The 24,003-nt window shown below is 65.0% G+C and carries 17 protein-coding genes; 10 read left to right on the forward strand and 7 right to left on the reverse strand.

Annotated features, from left to right (window positions below):
- The first annotated feature begins 13 nt into the window (after positions 1-13).
- Together AB0B25_RS15455 and AB0B25_RS15460 are read left to right on the forward strand one after the other, a co-directional pair.
- Positions 14-1,453, forward strand: coding sequence for an MFS transporter (locus AB0B25_RS15455; protein ID WP_357179062.1), 1,440 nt, complete (start codon positions 14-16; stop codon positions 1,451-1,453).
- A 261-nt stretch (positions 1,454-1,714) separates the two neighbouring features.
- Positions 1,715-1,933, forward strand: coding sequence for a hypothetical protein (locus tag AB0B25_RS15460; protein ID WP_357179064.1), 219 nt, complete (start codon positions 1,715-1,717; stop codon positions 1,931-1,933).
- A gap of 796 nt (positions 1,934-2,729) precedes the next feature.
- Here AB0B25_RS15460 and AB0B25_RS15465 read toward each other — a convergent pair.
- The 4 genes from AB0B25_RS15465 to AB0B25_RS15480 are packed head-to-tail and all read right to left on the reverse strand — an operon-like array spanning position 2,730 to position 6,632.
- The gene (locus tag AB0B25_RS15465) at positions 2,730-4,166 is read right to left on the reverse strand and encodes an MmgE/PrpD family protein (RefSeq protein ID WP_357179067.1); all 1,437 of its coding nucleotides are present in this window, start codon (positions 4,164-4,166) and stop codon (positions 2,730-2,732) included.
- Entirely contained in the window at positions 4,163-5,002 is an 840-nt protein-coding gene (locus AB0B25_RS15470; protein WP_357179069.1) for a cyclase family protein, read from the reverse strand. Before AB0B25_RS15470 ends, AB0B25_RS15465 begins: the two co-directional genes overlap by 4 nt.
- Entirely contained in the window at positions 4,999-5,841 is an 843-nt protein-coding gene (locus tag AB0B25_RS15475) for a CoA ester lyase (protein WP_357179072.1), read from the reverse strand. Before AB0B25_RS15475 ends, AB0B25_RS15470 begins: the two co-directional genes overlap by 4 nt.
- Positions 5,838-6,632 (reverse strand): IclR family transcriptional regulator, encoded by a 795-nt coding sequence (locus AB0B25_RS15480; protein ID WP_357179074.1) that lies wholly within the window; start codon positions 6,630-6,632, stop codon positions 5,838-5,840. Before AB0B25_RS15480 ends, AB0B25_RS15475 begins: the two co-directional genes overlap by 4 nt.
- Positions 6,633-6,867: 235 nt before the next feature.
- On the opposite strand from AB0B25_RS15480, the gene AB0B25_RS15485 reads away from it, so the two are divergent.
- The 8 genes from AB0B25_RS15485 (at position 6,868) to AB0B25_RS15520 (ending at position 19,622) form a co-directional block, all read left to right on the forward strand.
- Positions 6,868-8,235 carry an FAD-binding protein gene (locus AB0B25_RS15485; protein ID WP_357179077.1) on the forward strand — a complete coding sequence of 456 codons (1,368 nt, stop codon included), beginning with the start codon at positions 6,868-6,870 and terminating at the stop codon, positions 8,233-8,235.
- A gap of 40 nt (positions 8,236-8,275) precedes the next feature.
- Positions 8,276-9,745 carry a dihydroorotase family protein gene (locus AB0B25_RS15490; protein WP_357179079.1) on the forward strand — a complete coding sequence of 490 codons (1,470 nt, stop codon included), beginning with the start codon at positions 8,276-8,278 and terminating at the stop codon, positions 9,743-9,745.
- Positions 9,746-9,754: 9 nt separating this feature from the next.
- Positions 9,755-10,969, forward strand: a complete 1,215-nt coding sequence (locus AB0B25_RS15495) for a CoA transferase (protein WP_357179082.1) — start codon at positions 9,755-9,757, stop codon at positions 10,967-10,969.
- A 30-nt stretch (positions 10,970-10,999) separates the two neighbouring features.
- Positions 11,000-12,304, forward strand: coding sequence for an MFS transporter (locus AB0B25_RS15500; protein ID WP_357179085.1), 1,305 nt, complete (start codon positions 11,000-11,002; stop codon positions 12,302-12,304).
- A 674-nt stretch (positions 12,305-12,978) separates the two neighbouring features.
- On the forward strand, positions 12,979-15,903 hold the full coding sequence (locus AB0B25_RS15505) for an AAA family ATPase (protein WP_357179088.1): 2,925 nt from the start codon (positions 12,979-12,981) through the stop codon (positions 15,901-15,903).
- Between the two features lie 544 nt (positions 15,904-16,447).
- On the forward strand, positions 16,448-17,179 hold the full coding sequence (locus AB0B25_RS15510) for a tryptophan 2,3-dioxygenase family protein (protein ID WP_357179091.1): 732 nt from the start codon (positions 16,448-16,450) through the stop codon (positions 17,177-17,179).
- 137 nt (positions 17,180-17,316) lie between these two features.
- Positions 17,317-18,360: an aminotransferase class V-fold PLP-dependent enzyme gene (locus AB0B25_RS15515; RefSeq protein WP_357179094.1), complete on the forward strand. Its 1,044-nt coding sequence runs from the start codon at positions 17,317-17,319 to the stop codon at positions 18,358-18,360.
- The gene (locus AB0B25_RS15520; protein WP_357179096.1) at positions 18,351-19,622 is read left to right on the forward strand and encodes a tryptophan 2,3-dioxygenase; all 1,272 of its coding nucleotides are present in this window, start codon (positions 18,351-18,353) and stop codon (positions 19,620-19,622) included. Before AB0B25_RS15515 ends, AB0B25_RS15520 begins: the two co-directional genes overlap by 10 nt.
- A 94-nt stretch (positions 19,623-19,716) precedes the next feature.
- Here the strand turns inward: AB0B25_RS15520 and AB0B25_RS15525 are convergent, their stop codons facing one another.
- From AB0B25_RS15525 to AB0B25_RS15535, 3 genes are all read right to left on the reverse strand, one after another.
- Positions 19,717-20,742 (reverse strand): HAMP domain-containing sensor histidine kinase, encoded by a 1,026-nt coding sequence (locus AB0B25_RS15525; RefSeq protein WP_357179099.1) that lies wholly within the window; start codon positions 20,740-20,742, stop codon positions 19,717-19,719.
- 16 nt (positions 20,743-20,758) lie between these two features.
- Positions 20,759-21,469, reverse strand: a complete 711-nt coding sequence (locus tag AB0B25_RS15530; protein ID WP_357179102.1) for a response regulator transcription factor — start codon at positions 21,467-21,469, stop codon at positions 20,759-20,761.
- A gap of 1,073 nt (positions 21,470-22,542) precedes the next feature.
- Positions 22,543-23,346, reverse strand: coding sequence for an EamA family transporter (locus AB0B25_RS15535; RefSeq protein WP_357179104.1), 804 nt, complete (start codon positions 23,344-23,346; stop codon positions 22,543-22,545).
- Positions 23,347-24,003 lie beyond the last annotated feature (657 nt).

The raw sequence follows: 24,003 nt of genomic DNA on the forward strand, positions 1-24,003 counted from the left end.
AGGGAGCTTTGTCATGCACATGGGAACGTCGGAATCACGGACACTGTCCGTCGCTGCGGCGGGCACCCTGATCACCCTGATCGCGTTTACCGCGCCGCTTGCCACCATCAACCCGACGGCTGCGGCGCTCGGAGCCGACACCGCCGGCGGTACCTGGATCCTGAGCTCGATGAGCATCGGTCTGGGCGCCGTTCTGTTGTCGGCCGGCACCATCGCCGATGACTTCGGGCGTCGACGCACCTTTGTCGGCGGCGCGATCGTGCTCGCGGTTGCCTCGGTCGCCGCCGCGTTGGCGCCGAGCACCCTTTCATTTGTGATCGCCCGGATCGCGCAAGGTGTTGGCGGTGCCGCGGTGATCGCCTCCAGTTTGGGCCTCATCGCGCACGCTTTCCTCGCCGGACCCGCGCGCGCTGCCGCCAGCGGAGTTTGGGGGGCAGCCGTCGGTGGCGGAATCGGTTTGGGCCCATTGGTCGCGGCCGGCTTCGAGCGCTCGGCCGACTGGCGTGATGCCTACTGGGTGATCGCAATAGCGTCCGTGTCCGTGGCTGCCGTGGCTCGACGACTGCTGGTCGAGTCCCGCGCCGAGCATGCTCGCGGCCTCGATATCGCCGGCACCGCGCTGCTCGCGACCGGCATGAGCGCCCTGCTCGCCGCGCTGGTGGAGGGGCGGTCCGGGTGGGGCCGGCCGGTTGTGCTGATTCTGGCGGCAGCCGCCGTAGTGCTGCTCACCGCCTTTGTCATTGTCGAAGCACGCAGTCGCATAGCCATGCTCGACCTGCGGCTGTTCACCGAGCCGGCGTTCTTGGCCGCCACCGGCGCGGCGTTCGCGACCGGCGCCGGGATCATCGCGCTCATGTCCTACATGTGTGGCTTTGTCAGCGTGGCTCTGGGCATTTCGACGCTCGGCGCGGCGTGGTTGCTCTCCGCCTGGTCGGCGACCAGCGTCGTCACCGCTCTGTTCGCCCGCCGGATCCGAATGTCGGGACGGATGCAATTGGTCGGGGGGCTCGTCGCGGTCGGGCTCGGCCAGTCGAGCCTGTTCGGTATCACCGGCGATACCAGTTGGCAGCGTTTGGTCCCCAGTCTCGTCTTCACCGGGATGGCCAGTGGCGTGGTGAACGCCGCACTGGGCCGCGAAGCGGTTGCCAGCGTGCCCGCCGGACGCGGCAGTTTGGGCAGTGGCGCGAACAACACGGCCCGCTACGTCGGCTCTGCGGTCGGCGTCACCATCGTCGCGGTGCTCGCCGCCCGGCCGGCGGGTTCTGGTGCTGTCGCGTTGGCGGACGGCTGGAATCAGGCGAGCCTGTTCACCACAGGCATCTCCTTCGTGGGCGCGCTGCTCGTCTTGTTGTGCAGACCACGTCGGACACCGCAGACAACGCCGGACGCGGAGGTGGTCACATCGGATGGCGCGCCAAGCCCTCGTCGAAGTTCCGATACAGCACGACCGTGATGTCGCCGAGCTGCGCGAACTGTTGCCCGGTGACCATCCGCATCGTGGAATGCTCCGCCAGCCAGGGGTCAGCCTCCTACACAGCGTAGGTCGCGATGATCGCCCGTGCTGGTCACCTGGCTGTCAGCCAACCGCAGCGGCCGACGCGCGCTCTCGTCACGAAGAGGCGCTTTCCACCGCCCACCACCGGGTCGATCATGATCCGGAGTCCGTCGACCAGGCCCGAGCCCATCAGGGTCTGGACGAGTCCTGGGCGATTATATGCAGGCCATTTCCCGCTTCCGCCTTCAGTGCACGCACGGCCGTGCCGATGTCGCCTTGCAGCAGCGTCGAACTCCGCCAGCCGAGTGGCTCGGCGAGCCTGTCGAGGCGACATATTTCGGCAACGCGTTCAGCGGCTCGGCCAGCACCTGCTGCTCCTCCGGCGCATTCGGCCAGTGGGCAGCGAAGATCTCCTACGTGCCGCGCCCGAGCAGGTAGCCGCCGGCGAGGACGGAACCGAGCACCCGGGCTCGACAGGACTCGCGGACCGGTCGGAGCCGGCGATCGTTCGCGTGCGGTAGGTGCGACATATCGCGGCCTGCTCGACAGCAGCGCGTATCGCTCAGCGAGGACCCGGGAACGCTCACCAGTTCACACGTGGAGTGCCTGGGCAAGGACAAAATCGCCAATCCCGTCATGATGAGCTACGACGGGTTCATCCGCATAGCGACCCCAACACGACTGATCACGCACCGCGTTAACGGAACGATCATGCTCGGCGATCTACTAGTGATTGGCCAGACAGGCAATTTATCGGCACACGATTATGGAGGCCTCAGATGCTTGTCAATTTTTTGAATCGGCTGCTCAACACCGTGAGCGACGAGGGTTATCCGCCCACTGGAGCAATGGGTTCGAAGGCCGTCGCACCTGACGACGAAGTGGACTCGCTCCGAACGGACTCGGAGCACCAAAAGCAGGTACTGACCCGGCTGCTCCTCATGAAATAAGAAAGTCCACCTGTCACGGTCGATCTTGTAGGCAGCCGTGTCCCGATGCGCGGGCAACATACGGTCCTCAGAAACCGCTACGGAAATACCATCGCTGCGAGACCTTATATAGAAGTTCTCAGCTAATAGTCCGCGATTTCACTCATCGACAGATCGCGCAAGTCATCGAAACGCCATACCCGCGGTATTCTTCGGACCCCGCTGGTCCACCGCTACGACGACATGGAACGTATCTGGATCGACGCTGCTGCCTTTGCTGCCGCGGCAGACTTTCACCGCCATCGTCAACCCCGGACAATCGACATCAGGTCGTCAAGCGAGTCGGCCGCCGGTAACCCCAGTGCCCGCTCGGCGACGGCACGTCCGGCCGCCGAGGACAATCGCCCTTCGACATTGAGATCGAACTTCAGGGTGAGTTCGTCGTCGGAGAGCGGATTCGCCGGGCCCCCTCGATTGTGGTCGACACGAGCCTCATGCCACTCGCCGTCGCGGGTGCGCACCCGCAGGACCGCGGGGAACTGGTGTGGGTAGAGCTCATCGCAACGATCGTCACTGTGGCTGACAACGAGCGATGTCAACGCGAGGGTGCGAGGATCTTTCGCTGCCTCGTCCGTGAAATCCGCATGCCCCACACCCAGCCCCGAACCACCGAGCAGCGCGCGTGCCACGGTGAAAGGGCCGGAGAATGCCGCGTGGTATCCCGATTCCGGCGCGGCCTTCGCGGCGGGAGGCTCCGCGATGGTGCGCAGCACCGGCTTCGGAACGCCGAGATCGATCTCCACGATCTCGGCGGGGTCGAGTCCGTCACGTCGAAGAGCGCGAGCGGCGTCGATGCCGGCGTGGGTGAAGTGGTTGCACGGGTAGGGTTTGAAGAAGATGCCAGGCAATTCCCAATGTTCGCCGAGCTTTTCGACCACCTTCGCCGCGTCGGCCCGGTCGCCGCAAAACGCGTGCAGGAAACCGAATCTGCCTTCGATCACCGTGGGCGGTCCGGTGAGTCCGTGCCGGGCGAACTCCGCCGCGGTCACCCCCGAATGCGCTGCCCAACCACAGTGCGCGCGCTTGACAGTGCCACCGGTTCTGTTCGCCTCGAGCAGCCCGGCGCCGAAGCTTGCAGCGATCCCCATCGCATCGGCGATGCCCTGGGCGTCCAGACCGTACAGCATCGCGGCGGCGGCGGCGGACCCGACAGCACCACAGATCGAGGTCGCGTGCAGGCCGCGTTCGAAGAACTCCGAGTTGCCGAGCTCCTCGTCGTAGCCGCCCATGCCCAGGCGCACCGCTATTTCGATACCCACGCCGGCCGCATCGAGGACCGCGGCTCCGGATGCGCCGGTCGACTCGCCGACTGCGAGCGCGGCGGGCACCACCGAGGCGGACGGATGCAATACCGAAGGAAGGTGGGTGTCATCGGAATCCATCGAGTGTGCGAGCGTGCCGTTCACCAAGGCAGCCGTGGCAGCCGGGAAGCGTTCACCGGTGCCGATACCGGTTGCAGAGCACGCGCCTGCCCACCCACGCGCCACCGCGGTGACGGCGCTGGCGGACGGTTGCCCTTGCGCAGCTACCGAGTTGCCGAGCACGTCGAGGACCCGGCGGGCAACGTCCTTGCGCAGTTCCTCGCCGAGTCCGGCGGTCCGGATGTGCGCGGCCAAGGCGGCGAGCCGACCCACGACGGTGCCCTGCAGGTCGTGGCGTGGCGCGATGTCGGAGCGGCTCATCGCGACACCACTGCGACGGGGCGCACCGGCGATCCGGTCCCGCCGGTGATGCGCAGTGCAGCCATCACGAAGGTGAATTCGGTGAGCCCGCGCTCGCTCGCCGCCTCGAGATTCAGGTGCTCGATGATGTGGATTCCGTTCTCCACGAGCAAGACTCGATGCACGGGAAGCACGCTGTGGCCTTTGCCCGCCGGTATATGCTCGAAAGCGGTGGTATCCGCGCCCGCGGCCACGATGCCCGCGGCGGCGAGCCAGCGCGCGGCGCCGACATCGGGCCCCGGAACCCCGTCCCGTTGACCGAGGTAGCGCTGGGCATCCTCGAAGTGTCTGGCCCAACCGGTCCGAATGAGCGCAACGTCCCCGCTGCGCAGCGTCACCCCGGCGGCATCAGCGGCGTCACGCAGATCCTGCTCGGTGACGGCACGCCCGGCCTCGAGGGCCTCGACCCCGCGAACCCGCGCCACATCGAGCAGCACGCCGCGGCGGAGCAGGAACGGAATCGTCTCCGCGCCCAGTTCCGAGAACCGGCCACCGCGTTGCGCGTCCTCGGCATCGACACCCCCGTACAGCTTGCCTTCATGGCTGACATGAGAAAGAGCGTCCACGTGTGTACCGACGTGCCCGCCGGTCACGATGATCTCGTTGGACGCCGACCCGCCATCCGGACGCACCATATCGCCGTGCCGCCGGATCAAGGTCATCCGGAACCCGGGGTGATTGGGCGAGCACGGCATCCCCGTCGTATGCGGGTGTCCGAGCTCTACGACATCGACCGCGGTGTCCACCACGGCCTTCAACAGTGCGTCCGGTCCGGCGGTGACGGATTGTTCGGTCATATTCCCACTCCTCGTGCTGCTGTGGCCTCTGCTCGGTCGAGGACGATGCGGGCGTTCGCGACAACGGCGGGATCAATGAATCTGCCGTCCTCATCGAGCACTGCTGCTTCACCCGCCGCCATGGATGCGGCGGCACGGTCCACGATCCGTCGTGCCCTGCTCTGCTCGTCCGGCGATGGCGTGTAGGCCTCGTTGACGATGTCGATCTGCTTCGGGTGTATGACGGACCGCCCGAAGAATCCCTCGGCGCGTCCGACACGTGATGTCTGTGCCAGACCGACGAGGTCGTCGACCGCGGTCCAGACGCTCTGGACCGGCGAAGCCAACCCGGCGGCACGCGCAGCAGCAACAATCCAGCCACGCGCCCATACCAGACCACTAGACTCGGTACGCAAATCGGCCGCGAGGTCCGCCTCGCCGAGCGCGATGCCCGTCACTCGCTGATGACACCGCGCGATCTGCGGCGCAGCGAGCAGACCCGCCGCGGATTCCACGATGGCATGCACATCGCATCCGAGCCGCTGCGCTACCGTCGATACCGATTCGGGATCCTCGGATTTCGGCAATCTGACGCCTGCGGGCAGCGCAACGACCGTCGCCAACGCATCGAGTTCGCGGTCGAGCCACTCGGTTCCGACGGCATTGAGTCGCAACCAGATCTCCCGGCTCGGCGGCGCCGCACGCACGGCGTCGAGTGCGTTCGCGAGGGCACGGTCCTTCGCGCCGACCGGCACCGCGTCCTCGAGATCGATGACAACGGCGTCGGCGGCACTATCGAGCGCCCTGCCGATGCGGTCATCGCGGTGTCCAGGCACATACAGCCAGCTGCGCGGCGTCATATCGCCTCCACGACTGCCGAATTCCGGGCGCGGTAGCCGAGCGCGCTCGAAACCTGTTGTGCCGCTGCGACCAGCGAGCTTTCGTATCGATCACAAGCGTCGTCGGTCATTCGATAACTGGGCCCGCATACCGACACCGACCCGACGACGGAGCCGTCCGCTCCGAATACCGGAGCGGCGATCGAACCGGCGCCTTCCTGCCGTTCGCCAGTCGAGCGGCACACGCCCTGCTCCCGCGCCACGCGCAGCGCGGCACGCAATTCGGCCGGGTCGACGATCGTGGTCGCGGTCAGGCGCTGAAGCGGCCGGGCGAGCAGATCATCCTGCTCTTCATCGGACAGATGAGCCAGAATGACGCGGCCCGACGAGCCGCTGTGCAGTTCGAACCGCCTGCCCAGTTCGACGGTCATCTTGATTTCCTGGGTGCTCTCGACCTGGTCGAGGTAGACGCGGCCCCCCGGCAGCCGAGCAGATACCGTCGCCGTCTCACCCGTGGCGCGCTGCAGCTCGACCAATGCCTCGCGGGCCACTCGGCGCAACGGTGACACATCCAATGCCCGCGCGCCGAGCGTCGCGGCAGCCGGTCCCAGGAGGTATCGGCGAGTGGAAGGCTCGTAGAGCAACAGTCCGCACTCGACGAACGTCGTGAGGATGCGGTGCGCGACCGCCTTCGACATACCTGTCGCACGAGCGATCTCCGAGACTCCGAGCGCGCTGGACCGTCGGCCGAATTCGAGCAGGACATCCGCTGCCCGTGCGGCGGACGTGGTGCCTCCACTGGAGGGCTCCATTATGGCTCCGTTCTCCGAGATCGTTTCGTTGTCCGTGCTGCGGGGCAAGCCGACACAACCTGAACAAGTTGTACCGCTTAGCGAAACGATTGTCCAGCGAGCCTCCTAGCGGGAAGGCTCGAGTTTCCTAGAAGTTAATCCATTAAACAGGCACTTGTGCACAGATAGACGAACGTGCATAGTGCAGAGGACCACATTCTTGCGTTCCGCTAGTCGGAACATGATAGGAGGAAGCGTGGACGGTCCGGATTTCGATCTCGTCGTCGCCGGTGCGGGCGGTGGGCTCGTCGCCGCCTTGCGCGCTGCCGAACTCGGCGCGAACGTGCTGGTGATCGACGCCGATGAGAACTTCCAGCGGGGCAACAACACGTCGATGTGCACCGCGATGATCCCCGCAGCCGGCACCCGTTGGCAGCGCGAGGCGGGGGTGGACGACAGCCCGGACCGGTTCCTCGCGGATATCGAGAGCAAAACCGCGGGCGCCGCCGACCGGCGGTTGGCAGGCGCACTCACCGAGGCAAGCGCGCCCCTGGTCACTTGGCTGGCCGATTCCCAGGCTCTCGACCTCGAACTCGTCACCGATTTCCGCTACCCGGGACACAGCGCAGATCGCTGCCACACGATCGCCGGACGCCATGGCTCCCGCCTGCTCAAACATCTCGTGCAGCGGGCCCGCGCACATCCTCGGATCGAGGTCATCGCGCCGATGAGTCTGCGCGAGGTGCTCACCACGAACGGACGTGTTTCCGGGATCGAGATAGCCACCCCCGACGGGCACCACGAGCAACTGGCCACGCCATCGGTGCTACTGGCCACCAACGGCTTCGGCGCGGACCGCGAACTGGTTCGCCGCTGGATTCCGGAGATCGCCGAATCCCATTACCACGGTGGCCGATTCAGCCGAGGTGACGCGCTGCGCATCGGGGCGGGCCTCGGCGCGGACAGCGCCTACCTCGATGCGTATCAGGGCCACGCCGCGCTGGCCTCGCGCAGTCAAACGCTTGTCGGCTGGGCCACGGTCATGCACGGCGGAGTAATCGTCAACCACGATGGCAGACGCTTCGCCCCCGAATCGACCGGTTACTCGGAATTCGCGGCGGCCCTCGCCGCGCAACCGGGCGGTACCGGCTGGATCGTCATCGACGAGGACATCGAAGCACTGTGCTCGGCCTTCGACGACTTCCGCACGGTCGCCGAGAGTGGATCACTGATTCGAGCCGAGACCGCCACGGAGTTGGCGCAGCGTCTCGGCGTCACCCCGGAAACGCTCGCGGACGAACTCGCGGCCGCCCGCCGCGCAGCCGCCGGAGCGGAACCGGACCGTCAGGGCCGCACCGACGACCGCCGGCCCCTGTCGGCACCGTTCATCGCGATCGGCATCACTCCCGCGTTGTTCCACACACAGGGCGGCCTCGTCGTGGACGACCACGCTCGCGTGCTGGCCGGCGGATCGCCGATTCCCGGCCTCTACGCATCAGGCGGCGCCGCGATCGGCATCTCCGGCCATGGGGCCGGCGGATACCTCGCGGGCAACGGACTCATCACGGCGTTCGGTCTCGCGTTCCTCGCCGCCGAACACGTGACCAGCACCGTTACCGCCTGAACACCGACCGCACCCACTCCGATTTCGCCAGGAGAAAGAATTGACCACATACCTGATCAAGAATGGAATTGTCGTACGCACCGACGACACGGCGCCCGAAGAGGGTGAGTCGGCGGACATTTTGATCGTCGACGGCACAATCGCGGCGATCGGCCCTGACCTCAGCACGCAGGCCGGCGCGGATGCCGAGATCGTCGATGCCACCGGAAAACTCGTCTTTCCCGGTGTCGTGGATGCCCACCAGCACTGGGGTATCTACAACCCGCTGGCCGAGGACACGTTCACCGAATCACGCGCGAGCGCGCAGGGTGGTGTCACCACCGCGTTGACCTACATGCGGACCGGGCAGTACTACCTCAACAAAGGCGGCGCGTACGCCGACTTCTTCCCGGAAGTCCTCGACGCCTCGAACGGGCGGAGCTATATCGACTATGCCTTCCATCTGGCGCCGATGTCCAAGCAGCACATCGGCGAGATTCCCGAACTCGCCGCGGGCCAGGGTGTGACCTCGTTCAAGATCTTCATGTTCTACGGCAGCCACGGCCTGCACGGACGTTCCACCTCGCAGAGCGATTTCCTGATGATCCCCGAGGACGAGCGCTACGACATCGCCCACTTCGAGTTCGTCATGCGCGGAATCCAGCAGGCACGCGAACAGTTTCCCGAACTCGCGCCGCATATCTCGCTCTCGCTGCACTGTGAGACCGCCGAGATCATGAGCGCTTACACCAAGATCGTCGAACAAGAGGGCACCCTCAGCGGGCTCGCCGCATACAGCGCGTCCCGTCCGCAACATTCCGAGGGATTGGCCGTGACCATCGCCTCCTTCCTCGCCGACGAAACCGGACTGCCGAACATCAACCTGCTGCACCTGAGCTCGGCCAAGGCCCTGAAGGCCGCGATGAAGATGGCCGAGGCCTTCCCCCACGTGAACTTCCGCCGTGAAGTCACGATCGGGCACCTGCTCACCGATATCGACAACGCGAACGGCCTCGGCGCCAAAGTGAATCCGCCCATCCGTCCGCGCGAAGACGTCGAGGCGCTCTGGGAACATCTGCTGGCAGGCAATATCGACTGGGTGGTCTCCGATCACGCGTGCTGCAAGGACGAGGTCAAGTTCGGCGAGGATCGCGACGATGTGTTCGCCGCGAAATCCGGGTTCGGCGGCACCGAATACCTACTGCCCGGACTGATCACCGAGGGCCGCAAACGTGGCCTGTCGCTTCGCCGGATCGCGCAGCTCACCGCATCGAACCCGGCCGATCGCTACGGACTCCCCGGCAAGGGGCGAATCGCCGAGGGCGTCGACGCGGATATCGCGATCGTCGACCCGAACCGGACATGGACCGTGCACGCCGCGGACTCCGAGTCCACGCAGGAGTACACGCCGTTCGAAGGGTTCGAACTGACCGCCGCGGTCACCGACACCTTTGTCCGCGGCAATCGCGTGCTGTCCGACGGCACGGTCACGGGCGACCCGACGGGGCGCTACCTGGCCCGGCCGTACTGAGGGGACGCTGTGCAAGACACCGACGAGAAGGATTCCTCCGGCCCGCTGCACGGAATCAAGGTACTCGATGCCTCCACCATTCTGGCTGGTCCGTTGACAGCCCAGATCTTGGGCGACTTCGGCGCGGAGGTAATCAAGATCGAACATCCGCAGCAGCCGGACGGGATGCGCGGCCACGGACTCGACAAAAACGGTGTTCCGTTGTGGTGGAAGATGGTCAGTCGCAACAAACGGACCATCACACTGAACCTGAGTACCGCCGAGGGGCAGGAGATCTTCCGAGATCTCGCGAAGGCCGCCGACGTCGTCATCGAGAACTTCCGGCCAGGAACGTTCGAACGCTGGGGGCTGTCGTATGCGGAACTCTCGGCCACCAATCCCGGATTGATCATGCTCCGGGTCACGGGGTTCGGACAGCACGGCCCCTACGCCACCCGGCCCGCCTTCGGCACCCTGGTCGAGTCGATGAGTGGGTTCGCCTACCTGACCGGCCAGCCCGACGGTCCGCCGACTCTTCCGGCTTTCGGGCTCGCCGATTCCATCGCCGGCATCGCCGGCTCCTCCGCGGTATCGATGGCCTTACTCGACCGTGAACGCAACGGCGGGACCGGACAGGAGATCGATCTCGATCTACTCACGCCGATCATGACGGCGGTCGGACCCGGAGTGATCTATGCCGATCAGCTCGGCATCGACCAGGAGCGGACCGGAAACAGATCGCAGAACAACGCGCCACGAAACCTCTACCGCACCAAGGACGATCACTGGTTGGCGATCTCGACCAGTGCCCAAGCGATCGCGGAACGCGTCATGCGGATCGTGCAGCATCCCGAAGTGATCGACAAGGACTGGTTCGCGACCGGGCGCACCCGCGCCCAGCATGCGGATCTGCTGGATCGCTATGTCGGCGAGTGGATCGCCGAACGCACCCGCGACGAGGTCACCACCGTATTCGAGCAAGCGGGCGCAGCAGTCGCGCCCGTCTACCGTCCGAGCGATCTCTTGACCGACCCACAGGTCATCGCGACCGACATGATCACCACCGTCGAGGACGACGACCTGGGCCCGGTGCGCATGCAGAACGTCATGTGGCGCATGGGCCGCTCGCCCGGTTCGATCCGGCACACCGGACGGCCCGCAGGAGCCGATACCGACAACATCCTCACCAGCCTCGGGCGCAGCGCCGAGGAAATCGACAACCTGCGGGTGCGCGGGATCATCTGACCCGCCACTGCTTTATCCAAGGAGTTCGCTTTGAAAACGCGCTGGTTGACCATCGCCATCGTTCTGGGCCTGGTGGTGGTGAATTATATTGATCGCAGCGCGATCTCGTTCGCTGCCAGTAATCTTCGAAAAGAGTTCGGAATCACTCCGGGCGATTACGGCATCATCAGTTCCGCCTTCTCGATCGGCTACATGCTTTTCGCCCTGCTCTCGGGGCCGCTGGTCGATCGTTTCGGCTCACGACGTGTTCTTCTCACGGGCATGTTCATCTGGGCCGCCGCTACCGCATTGACCCCGTTCGCCGGCGGATTCATCGGTCTGATCCTGCTGCGTATCCTGCTCGGATCGGGTGAAGCTCCATGCTTCCCGGCCTCGACCCGGATCGCGAGCCGATGGCTGCCGACCCAGGAGCGCGGCAAAGCGCTCGCGCTCATCGGTGGCGTCGCGGTCTCGGGCAGCCTGCTCATCGGCGGCCCCATCCTCACCCAGCTGATCGCCCTCACCGGCTGGAAGGGCATGTTCTGGGTGCTCGCACTCGCCGGAATCGTCTGGGTGGTCGTGGCATACCCGTTCCTGAAGAATTCACCGAGCGAGGCGTCGTTCGTCTCGAACGAAGAACTGCGCTACATCCGAGCCGGGCAGGCCGATGGCGAAGACAGCGGCAACGAATCCACCGTCGACTGGGGCGAAATTCTGCGCAACCGCAACCTGTGGATCGTCGGCCTCGGCTATTTCGCCTGGGGATTCATGTTCTGGGTATTCATGTACTGGCTCCCGCAATACCTGGAGGGCGCATTCCATTTGTCCATCAAGGCGGTTGGCGCGTTCTCGGTCGCGCCGTGGGCGGCCGGTGTCGTCGGAGCACTCGCCGGCGGAATCATCGTCGACCGCGTCTACAAACGCACCCACAGCATCCGGTCTCGATTCGTCATCATCGGTGTGGCACTGTTGCTCGCCGGCGCCTCGATCGTCCCGATCCTCTTCGTTCCCGGCAACCTCACCGTCGCACTGATCTGCATTTCGGCCGGTGTCGGATTCGGCTTCATCACCGGCGGAATCTGGTGGGTGGCCTCGATCGATGCCGCACCCACTCAGCCCGGCACCGCAGCAGGATTCGCGGACGCATGTTTCGCGCTCTCCGGGATCGTCGCCCCCTCGGTCATGGGATTCATCGTGACTCGCACGGGCAACTACGACGGCGGATTCATCGTCATGGCGGCGCTGTGCCTGATCGGTTCGACAGCGATGCTGCTGTTCACCAAGGAGCCGCCGCGTCGGGTGACGGCCGCGCAGCAGCACCGACCGCTGACCGACGAACTCAGCGCGACGAACTAGCAGCCACGGTGCGGTCCTCGTCCCCGGGACGAGGACCGCACCGTCGTGTCGAACGCTCGACAGGGCCTGGATCGGCTTGTCTCGAACGACTTGGTCGCCGCTCGACCGTGTGGCCGATGTCTGCGGTATATAGAGATATCTTCCATCGCTCCAATAGTGCCTGGATACGCCGTTTCGGCCGTCCATCGGCGCGCGGCCGGCGACGTCACCGCGTGCACAGCTTCGCGCAGCATGAGACAGCGCGAGCGGCACCGTCATCCGGGCCCTCCTGGTGCTGGTTTGGGTAATCTGGCCTGAGGCGACCGAGCGGCGCATTCACTCGAATGCTCGGCGCTGATGAATTCGTGGTCGTCCAGCGGTCTGCATGGGTGACCTTGTTGCACCGGTGTACCTGGAAGATGAATGACCTCGACTGTTCCCGCTCCCGTCGCCGCGGCGTCGTCGGCCGTGCCCATCGCCCGCGTGCAGTGCTGCGAAGTCCGGGGTGCCGGGCCGTCTATAGTGCCGGTCGCCGAAATCGCCGATCGGCCGCCTCATCTCGTTCTGCTGCGCGCGGCATCGACCTCCCTCCTCGGCATCGGCGAGGAGTCGGCGGGTGAGCGCTGCGCCCGAACCTCGCAGGCGATGTCGCCCGCGGCCGTTGTGTTTGGTATCGCTCTCGTGCGGGACGCTCGATGACGCTGATCGGCACCGCCGGTGGGGGAGGCCTGCGGCTGGCGGGCAGGGCGTCCGAGGTGCTGAGCATCGAGAAGGTACTGAACGATGCCCGTAGCGGCGCGGCAGGTGCCGTGGTGGTGTTGGGCGAGCCGGGGATCGGCAAGACCCGGCTACTCGGCGAGTTGTGTGAACGAGCCGCTGCGGCGGGGTTCGATGTCATGACCGGCCGCGGGTCCGAGTTGGAAAACGATGTTCCTTTCGGACTGGTGGTCGATGCCCTCGACGAAAGGTTCATGACGCTCGACACCCCTGTCACCAAAGGCTTGGGACGGGACCGGCTGGCCGAGCTCGCCGCGGTGCTGCCGTCATTGGCGGGACGCGGCGGGCAGCTCGCGAGCCGACTGGAGGTGGAGCGCTTCGAATTCCATCGCGCGGTCCGTGCCACATTCGAACAACTTGTGCGCCAACGGCCGCTCGTGCTCGCTCTCGACGACGTGCACTGGGCCGACCCGGCTTCGGCGGAACTGGTGGCTCACCTGCTGCGGCGCTTGGTTCCCGGCATGGTGCTGGCGCTGGCTTATCGTTCGCGACAAGCCCCGCGTCAGCTGCACGAGGCCGTCGCTCGCGCGACACGTGACAACCTGCTGTGTGAGCTCGAGTTGACACCGCTGACGATTCGCGAAGCCGCCGAGGCAGTGGGGGAGCGACCCGACTCCCCGATCATCCGTGCGTTGCACTCGGAGAGCGGCGGGAACCCGTTCTATCTCGAGCAATTGGCACGGACGACGCGAAAGGGATTGCCGACACAAATAACCGACCAGACGGTCGGAATAGCACGCGAAACCGATATCCCTACCGCAGTACGTATGACAATCGCACAGGAGCTGACCGTGTTGGCACGCGACACGCTCAGAGTGCTCCAGGCCGGGGCGGTAGTCGGCGATCCATTCGATGCGGCGCTGGTGACCGCGATCGCGGATACGGACGAGACTCGGGTACTCGAGTGTCTCGATGAGCTCGTCGCTGTCGAGCTCGTACGTTCGACCGCGACGCCAGGGCAGTTCCGTTTCCGGCATCCGATCGTGCGTCGCGTCGTATACGACGACGCGCTGCCGGGCTGGCGCTTCGGCGCCCACAAGCAGGCAGCGCGGGCGCTTGCCCAGCGCGGCGCCCCGTTGGGAGCACGAGCCCATCATGTCGAACAGTCGGCGAGTCCGGGTGATGAGGACGCTGTCGCGACATTGACCGAGGCGGGACAGGCGGTAGCCCCCCGAGCGCCGGCCGCGGCAGCGCGCTGGTTCGAAGCGGCACTGCGGCTACTGCCGGCAACCAGCGGGGTGGAACGACGGCTCCCGCTCGTCGTCATGCTGGCCGGCGCGCTCGCTTCTGCCGGCCACTTACGCGACAGCCGGGCGAAGTTGGAACATGCGCTGGAACTACTTCCGGTCGACTCGCTCGGTGACCGGGTGCGGATCATCGGCATGATCGCCCGCGCCGACCACGGACTCGGGCGAGCCGAGGATGCTCATCACCTGATCGTCGCGACTCTCGATCAAGCGATTGCGGGCAGCGCGGATGCGATCGCGCTGGAATTGGAACTCGCTTCGAGCCACCTGATGAGAGGGCAGTGGGAGCAAGCATTCGCGACTGCGGCGCGCGCCTGCGCGCAGGCGGAGATGCTCGGCGATCGCGCCCTGCAACTCGCCGCCAGGTCATGCCTTGCCCTTTTCGCCGCTGATCGAGGCGATGTCGCCGCGGCGCAGAGCCTCGCTCGACTGGTCGCCGACGGCCTGGACGGCAGCGACATGCTGGCGTCCGAACTGCTGGAGCCGCTGGCGAACTTGGTGTACACGGAGATTTCGATCGACCATTTGCGCGCCGCAGGGCGGCACGCCGAACGGGGGTTGAACATCAGCCGCGCTACCGGTCACGGCCATGTAGTCGCCCGTTTCATCCTCGGCTCGACCTCGACGAAACTGTTGCTCGGCCAACTCGGCGCAGCCCGCCGCTCGGCCGAATCCGCGGTGGAGACGGCGCTCATGCTGGACAACGATCAGCTACTCTCCCAGACGCAGGCCGTACGGTGCTGGGTGGAGACCCAGCATGGCGACCTGCCCGCGGCACTGGTCGCCGGGCGCGCCGCGGTGCAGGCGGCCGATCGCCGACCGCGCGCGCATTATGCCTGGTTGGCGCACGCGTGTTACGGCGAGGCGCTCATCGAGGCGGGCGAGTTCGAGCGAGGTCGTCACGAAATCCTGTCGCTCGGCGGCCCCGAGTTGTCGGGTATGTCGCCCACATCGCGCCCGGTCTGGTATCAAGCGCTGGTCACGGCTGAACTGATGGCCGACCGGATCGACGCGGCCGAGGCGATCACCCGCCGCATCGAAGACTCCGCGGAAGGATTGCGATCCCGCGAGGCTCAGGCATTTCTCGCCCGAGCGCGGATACACACCGCGCGAGGTGATTACCGTGCGGCAGCCGCATCCGCCCAGCAGGCACATGAGTGCTTCGATGCCGTCGAGATGCGCGTATGGGTCGGCCGAGCCCGGCTCACGGCAGGCCACGCGCTGGCGCGGGCCGACGAGCTTCCCACCGCGATCCGCGAACTCGAACTGGCCCACAGCATTTTCCGCGATACGGGAGCCGCACGACTCGCAGATGAAGCCGCGAAAGAGCTGCGAGCCCTCGGCAGACGTGTATCACGCAGGCCCACAATCGATGAGTCGGAAGGTCCAGCGGTCTTGACCGAACGCGAACGCGGCGTCGCGGATCTGGTTGCGAAAGGGTATTCGAACCGCGACATCGCCGCAGAGCTGTTCATCAGCCCGAAGACCGTCGAGAAGCACCTGACAAGAATTTACGTGAAGGTGGGCACTTCTTCCCGCGCCGGACTGGCGGCAGTGATGCACCGCCGTCACGCGAGCCCAGGTGACGACGCGTAGACGGGAGTTCTCCGCGCACGCCGGGCTCAACGATGAACCACGGACGCTTCGCTCGGATAGCTGGATCGATTCGGGAGTGTCTCGACCCCCGGCTCGTACGCGATACCGACGATAAGTTCTGGTGATGCGGTATTCCGTTGGAGCAGAACGTGATCGACTGTCAGCACGGTCGAAGATCAGGTCCAGCGGTGCCGAACGTAGCACTGCGACAGGAAGATTGCCCAGCAACTTCACCCAAAGGGTGGCATTGCCTCGAACAGCCACCGTTCGAGCCCGTGGCCGGCGGTCGAGCTCGGGTGAAGGTCATCGATCGACGAGGCGGACAGTAGGGGTTTCCCCCATACCGCCCGGTTCGTCAAGGTGGAATTGTCCAGATTGCCGTCAATTCTTCCAGCAGATGGGGACATTCCAGTGTTGATCGCAAACCTGTCGTGACTACTGTGACCCTCGACACACCACGAAGAAGGCGCGGAATCGTGGCGAGGCTGACACAGCATCTGCCGATGTCGCCATGGTGGAGCGCGCATACCGAAGGAAACGCTCGATGAGGGACTACTCGCGACAAGTATTGAGCGGCGAGGGCGAAAACGACTACACCCGCTACATGCGGACCGACGCACTCCTTTCGCTCCAGCGGAGTTCGGAGGAGATGGCGCACCGCGATGAACTTCTGTTCCAGGTTGTCCATCAGTCGGCCGAGTTGTGGTTGAAGCTGGCATGCTTCGAATTACGCGCGGCGACGGCGCTTATCGAGGACGGCGAGCAGGACGGGGCGACCGCGCTGTTGACTCGGGCTTCGTTGGCAGTAGAACTCGTGACGGATCAGCTGGAGATGATGCGCCATCTGTCGCCGTGGGACTTTCAGACCATCCGCACTGTGCTCGGTCACGGCTCGGGAGGTGACTCCCCGGGCTGGCTTTCGGTTCGGAGGGACAGTCGGGCTGTAGGCCGAGCATTTTCGGCGTTCATCGAAAAGCGTGGTATCGACCTGGCCGATGTCTACCGCGCTGAGCACAAGGGTGACACCTACCGGCTGGCCGAGGCGTTGATCGAGTGGGACGAGCGGGTCTCGCTGTGGCGGGTACGGCATTACAAGATCGCCACTCGGGTAATCGGCCACCAAGTCACCGGCACACAGGGCACCCCCGTGGAGACACTGGCCAAGCTCATCGCGTACAAGTTCTTCCCCGAGCTGTGGGAAGTCCGCACTCACCTGACCGAGACCGGACCAATGGCTGAGCCGCACACCGATCCGGTCGAGGCCGGTTCGCCATGATAGTCCTTCCCGCACCGACCCCAGAGGCGTTCCGGAAACGCTTCCCGATGCTGCAACGTACGGTCCACCTGGCCAGTTGCAGTCTGGGAGCGCGTTCAGCGGAACTCGACCGAGCCCTGGCGCAGATGCTCGAGGACATGGCTGTCGGGGGCGCGCCGTGGGAGGCGTTCGAGCGTCAGGTCGACGAAGCGCGCAGCCGGTTCGCCGCACTGATCGGGGCCCGCGACGACCAAGTGGCGGTGATGCCCAACGCCTCGGTCGGCGCCTACCAGGTAGCATCCACCCGGGACTGGAGCGCCCGCGAGCGGATCGTCACCACCACGGCGGAGTTCCCTTCCATAGCCCACGTCTGGCTTGCCCAGCGCGCGTGCGGCGCCGAGGTCGTGTACGCCGCTCCCGCCGCGGAAAGTTATGCCGGGCTGATCAATCGCCACACCAGTCTGGTCTCGGTGCCGCTGATCAGCTACTACGATGCAGCGCGGCCTCCGGTCACCGAAGTCGTGCGGGCCGCGCGGTCGGTAGGCGCCGAGGTCTTCGTCGATGCCTACCAGGCCGTGGGCGTAGAACCGGTCGACGTCGGTCGTCTGGATTGCGACTTTCTTGTCGCCGGCACTTCGAAGTATCTGTTGGGCCTGCCCGGTCTCGCCTTTCTCTACACCCGCTCGCCCGAGCGCACCGACCACACGCCACGTCTCACCGGGTGGTTCGGCCGGGTCGACCCGTTTGCCTTCGATCCCTACCACCTGGACTTTTCCACGTCCGCAACGCGTTTCGAGACCGGGACGGCGGCGGTGCCCGCCTGCTACGCCGCCAACGCCGGGCTGCGCCTGATCGCCGAGCTGAATCCGACCACCGTGCGTGCGCACGTGCGGCAGCTGGTCGAGTCGGCTTGCGAACGGCTGATCGAGCAAGGCGAACAGGTGCGCGCCCTGCCGCCGACACGACGCGGCGCCCACATCGGGCTGATCGACTCCGATCCTGCCGGCCTCGCCCGCCGACTGACCGAACGCGGCGTCGTGGTCAGCCCACGCGGCGACCTCATCCGCGTGGCATTCCACTACTACAGCGATATCGAAGACATCACCGCGCTGTGCGCGGCCCTACGCGCCGACCGCGCTCGGGTCGGTCGCTTACCTGCCCCCAGCCCTGTCGACCCGAGAAGCAGGCTTTCATGTACGTAGCCGAACTGAGATCGTGGCTCTCCGCGCCGAACCCCAATCGATTCCCCTACAAGACCGTTGTCCACGCCTACCACAGCGTCGGGAAACACTTCGTGCCCACCGACCTGCTAGAACTGCTCGGGGAGGCCCGGACTGCGCTGCCCGAGATATCCGGCCCGTGGCCCTGGTTGCGAACACTGGCAGCATTCCTCGACACCGCACTGGACAAGCCGGACAAGCGCTACGAATACCCGACCTATCTCGCACTCCCGCTGCTGGAGCTGCCGACAACCGACGACCCGGTCGAATACGCCCCGTATGCCCGTTCCCGGTGCGACCGGCGTATCGCGCAGCTTGTCACCGACGTCCTGGCGTTCGAACTTGCCGCGCTCGACGGAATGACCACGCTGCTGCCGATGATGCGACCGGCGCCGGAGTTGGTCGTGAAGCGGTGCCGGCATGGGCTGCGGGCGATCCAGCCGACGCTGGCCCGCATGGGACTGAACATCGAGCCGATGGCTGGAGGCGCGATCGAGCAGGCGCGCGATATCTGCGCGCTGGTGCGAGCCGACATGTCGTTCGGGGAGCGGCACTCCATAGATCTGAGCATTCTGCCGGTGTATACCGTGCACGACGAGTATCTGTTCCTGCGAGTTCTCCAAGCATTCGAAACGATGTTCGCGCTGCTGGCCACACATCTGCGCGGGGCCGTGACGGCACTGGCGGTCGGCGAAATCGACCGCGCGGTGTCCTTCATCACCAGTTCCACGGCGACGCTGCGCCAGACCGCGCCGCTGTTTTCGATGCTGGCGACAATGCAGATCGAGTCCTTCCGGACCTTCCGCCAGTTCACCGATGGGGCCAGCGCTATACAGTCGCGCAACTACAAATTCGTCGAATCACTGTGCCGAAAGCCGGACGTCGAGCGCGTCGACTCACCCGCCTACCTGTCGGTACCCGAGGTGCGCGATCGCCTCATGGCCGGACAGCAGGTCACGCTGGACGACGCGTACACCCGAGCGCTGCGCTCCAGCGACCTCGCCGAGCCGGAGCACGCACGGCTGACGGAGGCGATGGCGGACTTCTCCGCCGCTCTGCTCCGCTGGCGCACCACGCACTATCGGCTGGCGGTGCGAATGCTCGGCAACGCCACCGGCACCGGCTACACGGAAGGGACGCCGTACCTGGCGGCCGTGCGTACCATCCCGGTCTTCGGAACCGTCGATGCCATCAGCGAAACCATCCCCGACAGCACAACCGCCGACCGGATTGTGAACCTCTAGCGAAAATCGGTTTCACCCAATCACGCTGTTCGGGCTCGATCTGATGCCCCACGGTTGACCCCGGAAGAGTGGCGCCGGCAAATACGAGAGGCCGTCAGTGCGAGCCGCTCTCGCGTCCACCGGACGGGATGTCGAAGAAGAGCCGGATTCCTCCGAGGTGACTGTCGGTGAAATAAGCTCTGCCATTGTGGATTTCAGCCTGCTGGGCGACGAGCGCCAAGCCGAGTCCTGAGCCGTCGCCGGCCGCGTTCGTACCACGATAGAAGCGGCCGAAAACCGCGTCCCGTTCGTTTCCGGGGATTCCGGTGCCGTTGTCGTCGACGGTAACGGCGAGTCGGCCCCGGGTGCGTTCGACGCCGATGAGGATGGTGGTGGCCTGGCCGTGCTTGATGGCGTTGGCAACTGCGTTGTCGATGGTGAGCCGAATGCCGCTGGGTAGACAGTCGAACAGCACCGGTCCTGCGCTGCGCACCTCGATCGCTACGTCCGGGTTTCGGCGGCGGGCATCGGTAGCGGCGTCCTCGGCGAGTTCGGCCACGTCGATGCCGACTCGCTGGAGGTTGTCCCGAGCCAGCTCGCCGGAGGCGAGTTGTTCCAATGCGGTGAGGGTGGATTCGATACCGGCCTGTATGCGCAGCACATCGTCCAGGATTGCGACATACTGGCTATGAGATAGGTCGAGACCGCGCACAACTTCAAGGTCTGTGCGCATCGCGGTCAGCGGGGTTCGCAATTCATGCGCCGCGGAGGCCGCGAAAATGCGCGCCGCTTCCAGGGCGGCTTGGGTTCGGTCTTGTGCGCGGGTGACCTCATCGACCAAATCCGTGACGGCTACTGACAATTGGCGGGCCTCACGGACGGAGAAGCGTGCCGTGGCTCGTACAGGCATCGGGGTGCCTTGGGTGATCTGGCGAGTGAGCTCGACGAAGGGCCGTGCGATGCGGCCCCCGAGGATCCAGCCGAGCGCGGCAGCCGCCAATACTGCGCCGGCCCCCGCGCACAGGACACGTCGCCATGGGGCGACCGTGACACCTGTACAGAGCGCGGCGATCAGCGCGCAGACGACAACGAATGCGCCGACCGCGGCGACGAGCGCTGCCCGGGTACGGAGAGATGACATTCGTCCGAGAAACCCGCTAGTCGTTGCGCAGCACGTAGCCGACGCCGCGGACAGTGTGGATCAGGCGGGGCTCGCTGGTCGCTTCGAGTTTGCGGCGAAGATAGCCGACGAACACGTCGACGACGTTGGTGTCGGTGACGAAGTTGTAGCCCCAGACGTTGTCCAGAAGATATTGGCGCGGGAGGACGACACCAGCGTGGGTGACGAAAACAGACAACAGCTCATACTCGCGTTGCGTCAGGGCGATTTCCAGACCCGCGCGGTATGTTCGGCGGCCGACCAGGTCCAGATGCAGTGATCCGATGGTGGCCGACTCCACGCGCGGGGGATCGGCCCGGTTGTTGCGGCGCCGACGCAAGAGCGCGCGCAGGCGGGCGGTGAGTTCATCGAAGACGAAAGGCTTCGCGAGATAGTCGTCCGCGCCTGCTTCCAAGCCCGTAATGCGGTGGTCGGGTGCACTGTGGGCGCTGAGGACGCAGATCAGGACGTCATTGCGGGATGCGCGTAATGCGGTGATGACGCCGAGACCGCCCAATCTCGGCATCTGCATGTCCAAAACCATGGCGTCCAGGTTGTGGTCGGTGCACAGCCGGATGGCCTGCGCCCCATCATGTGCGGTCAGCACGTCGAAGCCGGCCAGCCGCAGTCCTCGCTCGAGCGCCCGTCGCACGTCAGGGTTGTCGTCGACGACCAGAACACGGTACCGACGCTCGGATTCTGCTGCCATACCGGCTCCCCCCAGGTGCTGCCTTCTCGGCGTTCGCCCATTTCCGTGCGGCGGTGGGCCCTCACTCATTGCTCGCGCGACGCTCTTCACTGCTACACACTCCTCGCTCTACTTCGACGGTTGACTGCATCGGTACTGGTTGACATAGGTAGCGAGCGCACCACGCCGCGGGATCGATTCCAGCGCAATCCGATACTGCCCACGGCTCACAAACCTGGTCGTTGGCTTCTGGCGCGGACAACACGCGGCGGGTTGCTCAATCCACCGGAGACCTCACCTACCAGCCGGCCCGCAAGTGGCCGAGGTCAGCAGGCCATGACCGCTGCGGCGCCGGTCGGGGGTCGCATCAGCGCGGTAGGGCCTCGAGGGTATGACCTTCCTCGTGGCAGCCGAAGGCCGCGGCAATAGGCAGTGGACTCATACCGCGATGCCTCGGGTACGGGAGCTGTCGGGGGCACCCTCGACGCGTTGACAGTGTCACCCCCGGGCGATGAGCGTGGTGAGGGTGACGACCGGAGTGGTAAGCCTGCCGAGATGCACAGAAGGTCCTCGTCTTTGGAAGAACACCGTGTTGAGGTAGATCCGATCATTCCAACCCGCAGACTGGACCGGTATGGGGGAAATGCCGACACACTATGGGGGAAATTCCTACGGTGGGTTGCCTTCGACGTTGCGGAAGTCGCTGTGACCAAGTGAGTTTCGATCCCGACCACAGACCCTGTCTTACGGTTGCCGTGGTCAGGACACGATCGGCGCAGCCGTCGGCCACGTGCATTCCGCACTGGTCCGTGGTCACGGCGATGTCCCAAAGCCGTGCCGGCGCGGCACGCCGAGACCCGATCAGACGGACGGCAATACCACGTCCGGCCCAGGGGCTGTGGAATGTGGACCCCTGCGGGAACGTTGTCCAGCGGACGACGCAATCCGGAATCGCCTCCACCGGTCCCGCTATGGTGCAGTATCCGAAGACCGTCTTCGGGAGGTGGACTCGACCGCGGGCGTCAGCCCTTCCGGCACCTCGGAGGTCCATCACGTCGCAGCCGCTGCGCATCGATCCAAGACCTCCTACGAGGTTATCCATCATTACGTCGGTCTGCCATACAAATAGCCGCGCCGGCGATGATGACCAGCGCGATACCAAAAATTGCGTACGGTTCGATTATTTCTCCCAATGCCAGCCAGCCGACAACGCTGGCCATCGCCGGGTCGATACTGAAAAGCGTGCCTATGATACGTGCCGACGATGCGCGAGCTGCGCGAATATCAAGCGTGTAAGGAATGGCAACGCCGATCAATGCCGTGATCGCGAGAATCATCCATTGATGTACCGACACGGTCGCCGCTTCGGTGAGACTGAACGGCAGTGAAGCGACCGCTGCGACCGACGCGGACAGGGCTATGCCGGACGATCCGCTGTCACACTTCCCAACCCTTTCGGAAAATAACGTGTAAATAGCGAAACACGAACCGGCGCCCGCCGCAAAAGCAAAACCGACGAGGTCGAAGTATCCTCCCGGACCGGCTACGAGAACTACGCCGACCAGCGCAATTATGGCCCATAACGCTTCGCTTATCCGTCGAGACAAGGCTACTGACACAGCGCACGGGCCCAGGAATTCCAAGGTTACCGCTATCCCGAGCGGAATGCGTTCGATGGCCGAGTACAAGCAGATGTTCATTGCGGCCATCGAAACACCGTGCACTACAGAGCTGATCCAATAGGCGCGCCCGAGACCACGAATCTTCGGCCGCAGGACAACCAGCAGAATGAGTGCGGCCAGGGCCAGCCTCAATGAGGCGACGGACACGGGGCCGACGCTGTCGAAAAGTACAGAAGATAACGCCGATGATGTCTGTATCCCGACCGAGCCGATCATTACGTAGAAAATGGCACGGTGAATGCCTCTCCGCGTTGCCGCTGGAGCTGTTGATATCTCTAATGTCGAGGCCACCGTCATCCTTGGTCGCAGAGGGAAAAGCCGGCTGAAATCGGGGAGTGAACAGATCGCCCTGCGATGGACCTGCCGAGGCGAAGGCACCCTCACTGGCGATGGGTCGAGACCTGACTTCCTTCCCGGTTTCGCCCTTGCTCGCCACACTGGACGCCAGCTGGCAGACCATTGAACCGTCGATTAATGAACCATTGAATGACGGTACGATATCTGACGGGCCATAACATGCGTCAAGGGCGTCCGATCGGTTCTCATCGGACTTTCATCTTTCTCAGCGTTTCTTCACACGAAATTCTCGGTTCACACCGAAAGTGCCAGGAGTCGTAATGCCGCATCGCCACTTATCTCGCCCCGAGGCCTGCAAGTCATCCGCCGCGAGTCCCCGAGCAGGCCGTTCCCGCGTTGCACGACCGTACGAGATGTGGAATCGATGAGAATCAGGAATCGACACTCGCGAGAACATTTCCGATCGCTATAGGTTCGATCGATATTCGACCGCGCTCAACTCTGCTGCGTATCCGCAGGCGGTCGAGAGAAGTGCAGCGATCAGGAATGAGAAATCAGCCATGCAGACGCGATTCC

This window comes from Nocardia sp. NPDC049190 (assembly GCF_040648115.1).
Taxonomy (GTDB): Bacteria; Actinomycetota; Actinomycetes; order Mycobacteriales; family Mycobacteriaceae; genus Nocardia.

Bases quoted from the DNA above. Each gene is read 5' to 3' on its own strand.
- AB0B25_RS15455 (WP_357179062.1), top strand. From the start codon at position 14: ATGCACATGGGAACGTCGGAATCACGGACACTGTCCGTCGCTGCGGCG.
- AB0B25_RS15460 (WP_357179064.1), top strand. From the start codon at position 1,715: ATGCAGGCCATTTCCCGCTTCCGCCTTCAGTGCACGCACGGCCGTGCC.
- AB0B25_RS15465 (WP_357179067.1), bottom strand. From the start codon at position 4,166: ATGAGCCGCTCCGACATCGCGCCACGCCACGACCTGCAGGGCACCGTC.
- AB0B25_RS15470 (WP_357179069.1), bottom strand. From the start codon at position 5,002: ATGACCGAACAATCCGTCACCGCCGGACCGGACGCACTGTTGAAGGCC.
- AB0B25_RS15475 (WP_357179072.1), bottom strand. From the start codon at position 5,841: ATGACGCCGCGCAGCTGGCTGTATGTGCCTGGACACCGCGATGACCGC.
- AB0B25_RS15480 (WP_357179074.1), bottom strand. From the start codon at position 6,632: ATGGAGCCCTCCAGTGGAGGCACCACGTCCGCCGCACGGGCAGCGGAT.
- AB0B25_RS15505 (WP_357179088.1), top strand. From the start codon at position 12,979: ATGACGCTGATCGGCACCGCCGGTGGGGGAGGCCTGCGGCTGGCGGGC.
- AB0B25_RS15510 (WP_357179091.1), top strand. From the start codon at position 16,448: ATGAGGGACTACTCGCGACAAGTATTGAGCGGCGAGGGCGAAAACGAC.
- AB0B25_RS15515 (WP_357179094.1), top strand. From the start codon at position 17,317: ATGGCTGTCGGGGGCGCGCCGTGGGAGGCGTTCGAGCGTCAGGTCGAC.
- AB0B25_RS15520 (WP_357179096.1), top strand. From the start codon at position 18,351: ATGTACGTAGCCGAACTGAGATCGTGGCTCTCCGCGCCGAACCCCAAT.
- AB0B25_RS15525 (WP_357179099.1), bottom strand. From the start codon at position 20,742: ATGTCATCTCTCCGTACCCGGGCAGCGCTCGTCGCCGCGGTCGGCGCA.
- AB0B25_RS15530 (WP_357179102.1), bottom strand. From the start codon at position 21,469: ATGGCAGCAGAATCCGAGCGTCGGTACCGTGTTCTGGTCGTCGACGAC.
- AB0B25_RS15535 (WP_357179104.1), bottom strand. From the start codon at position 23,346: ATGATCGGCTCGGTCGGGATACAGACATCATCGGCGTTATCTTCTGTA.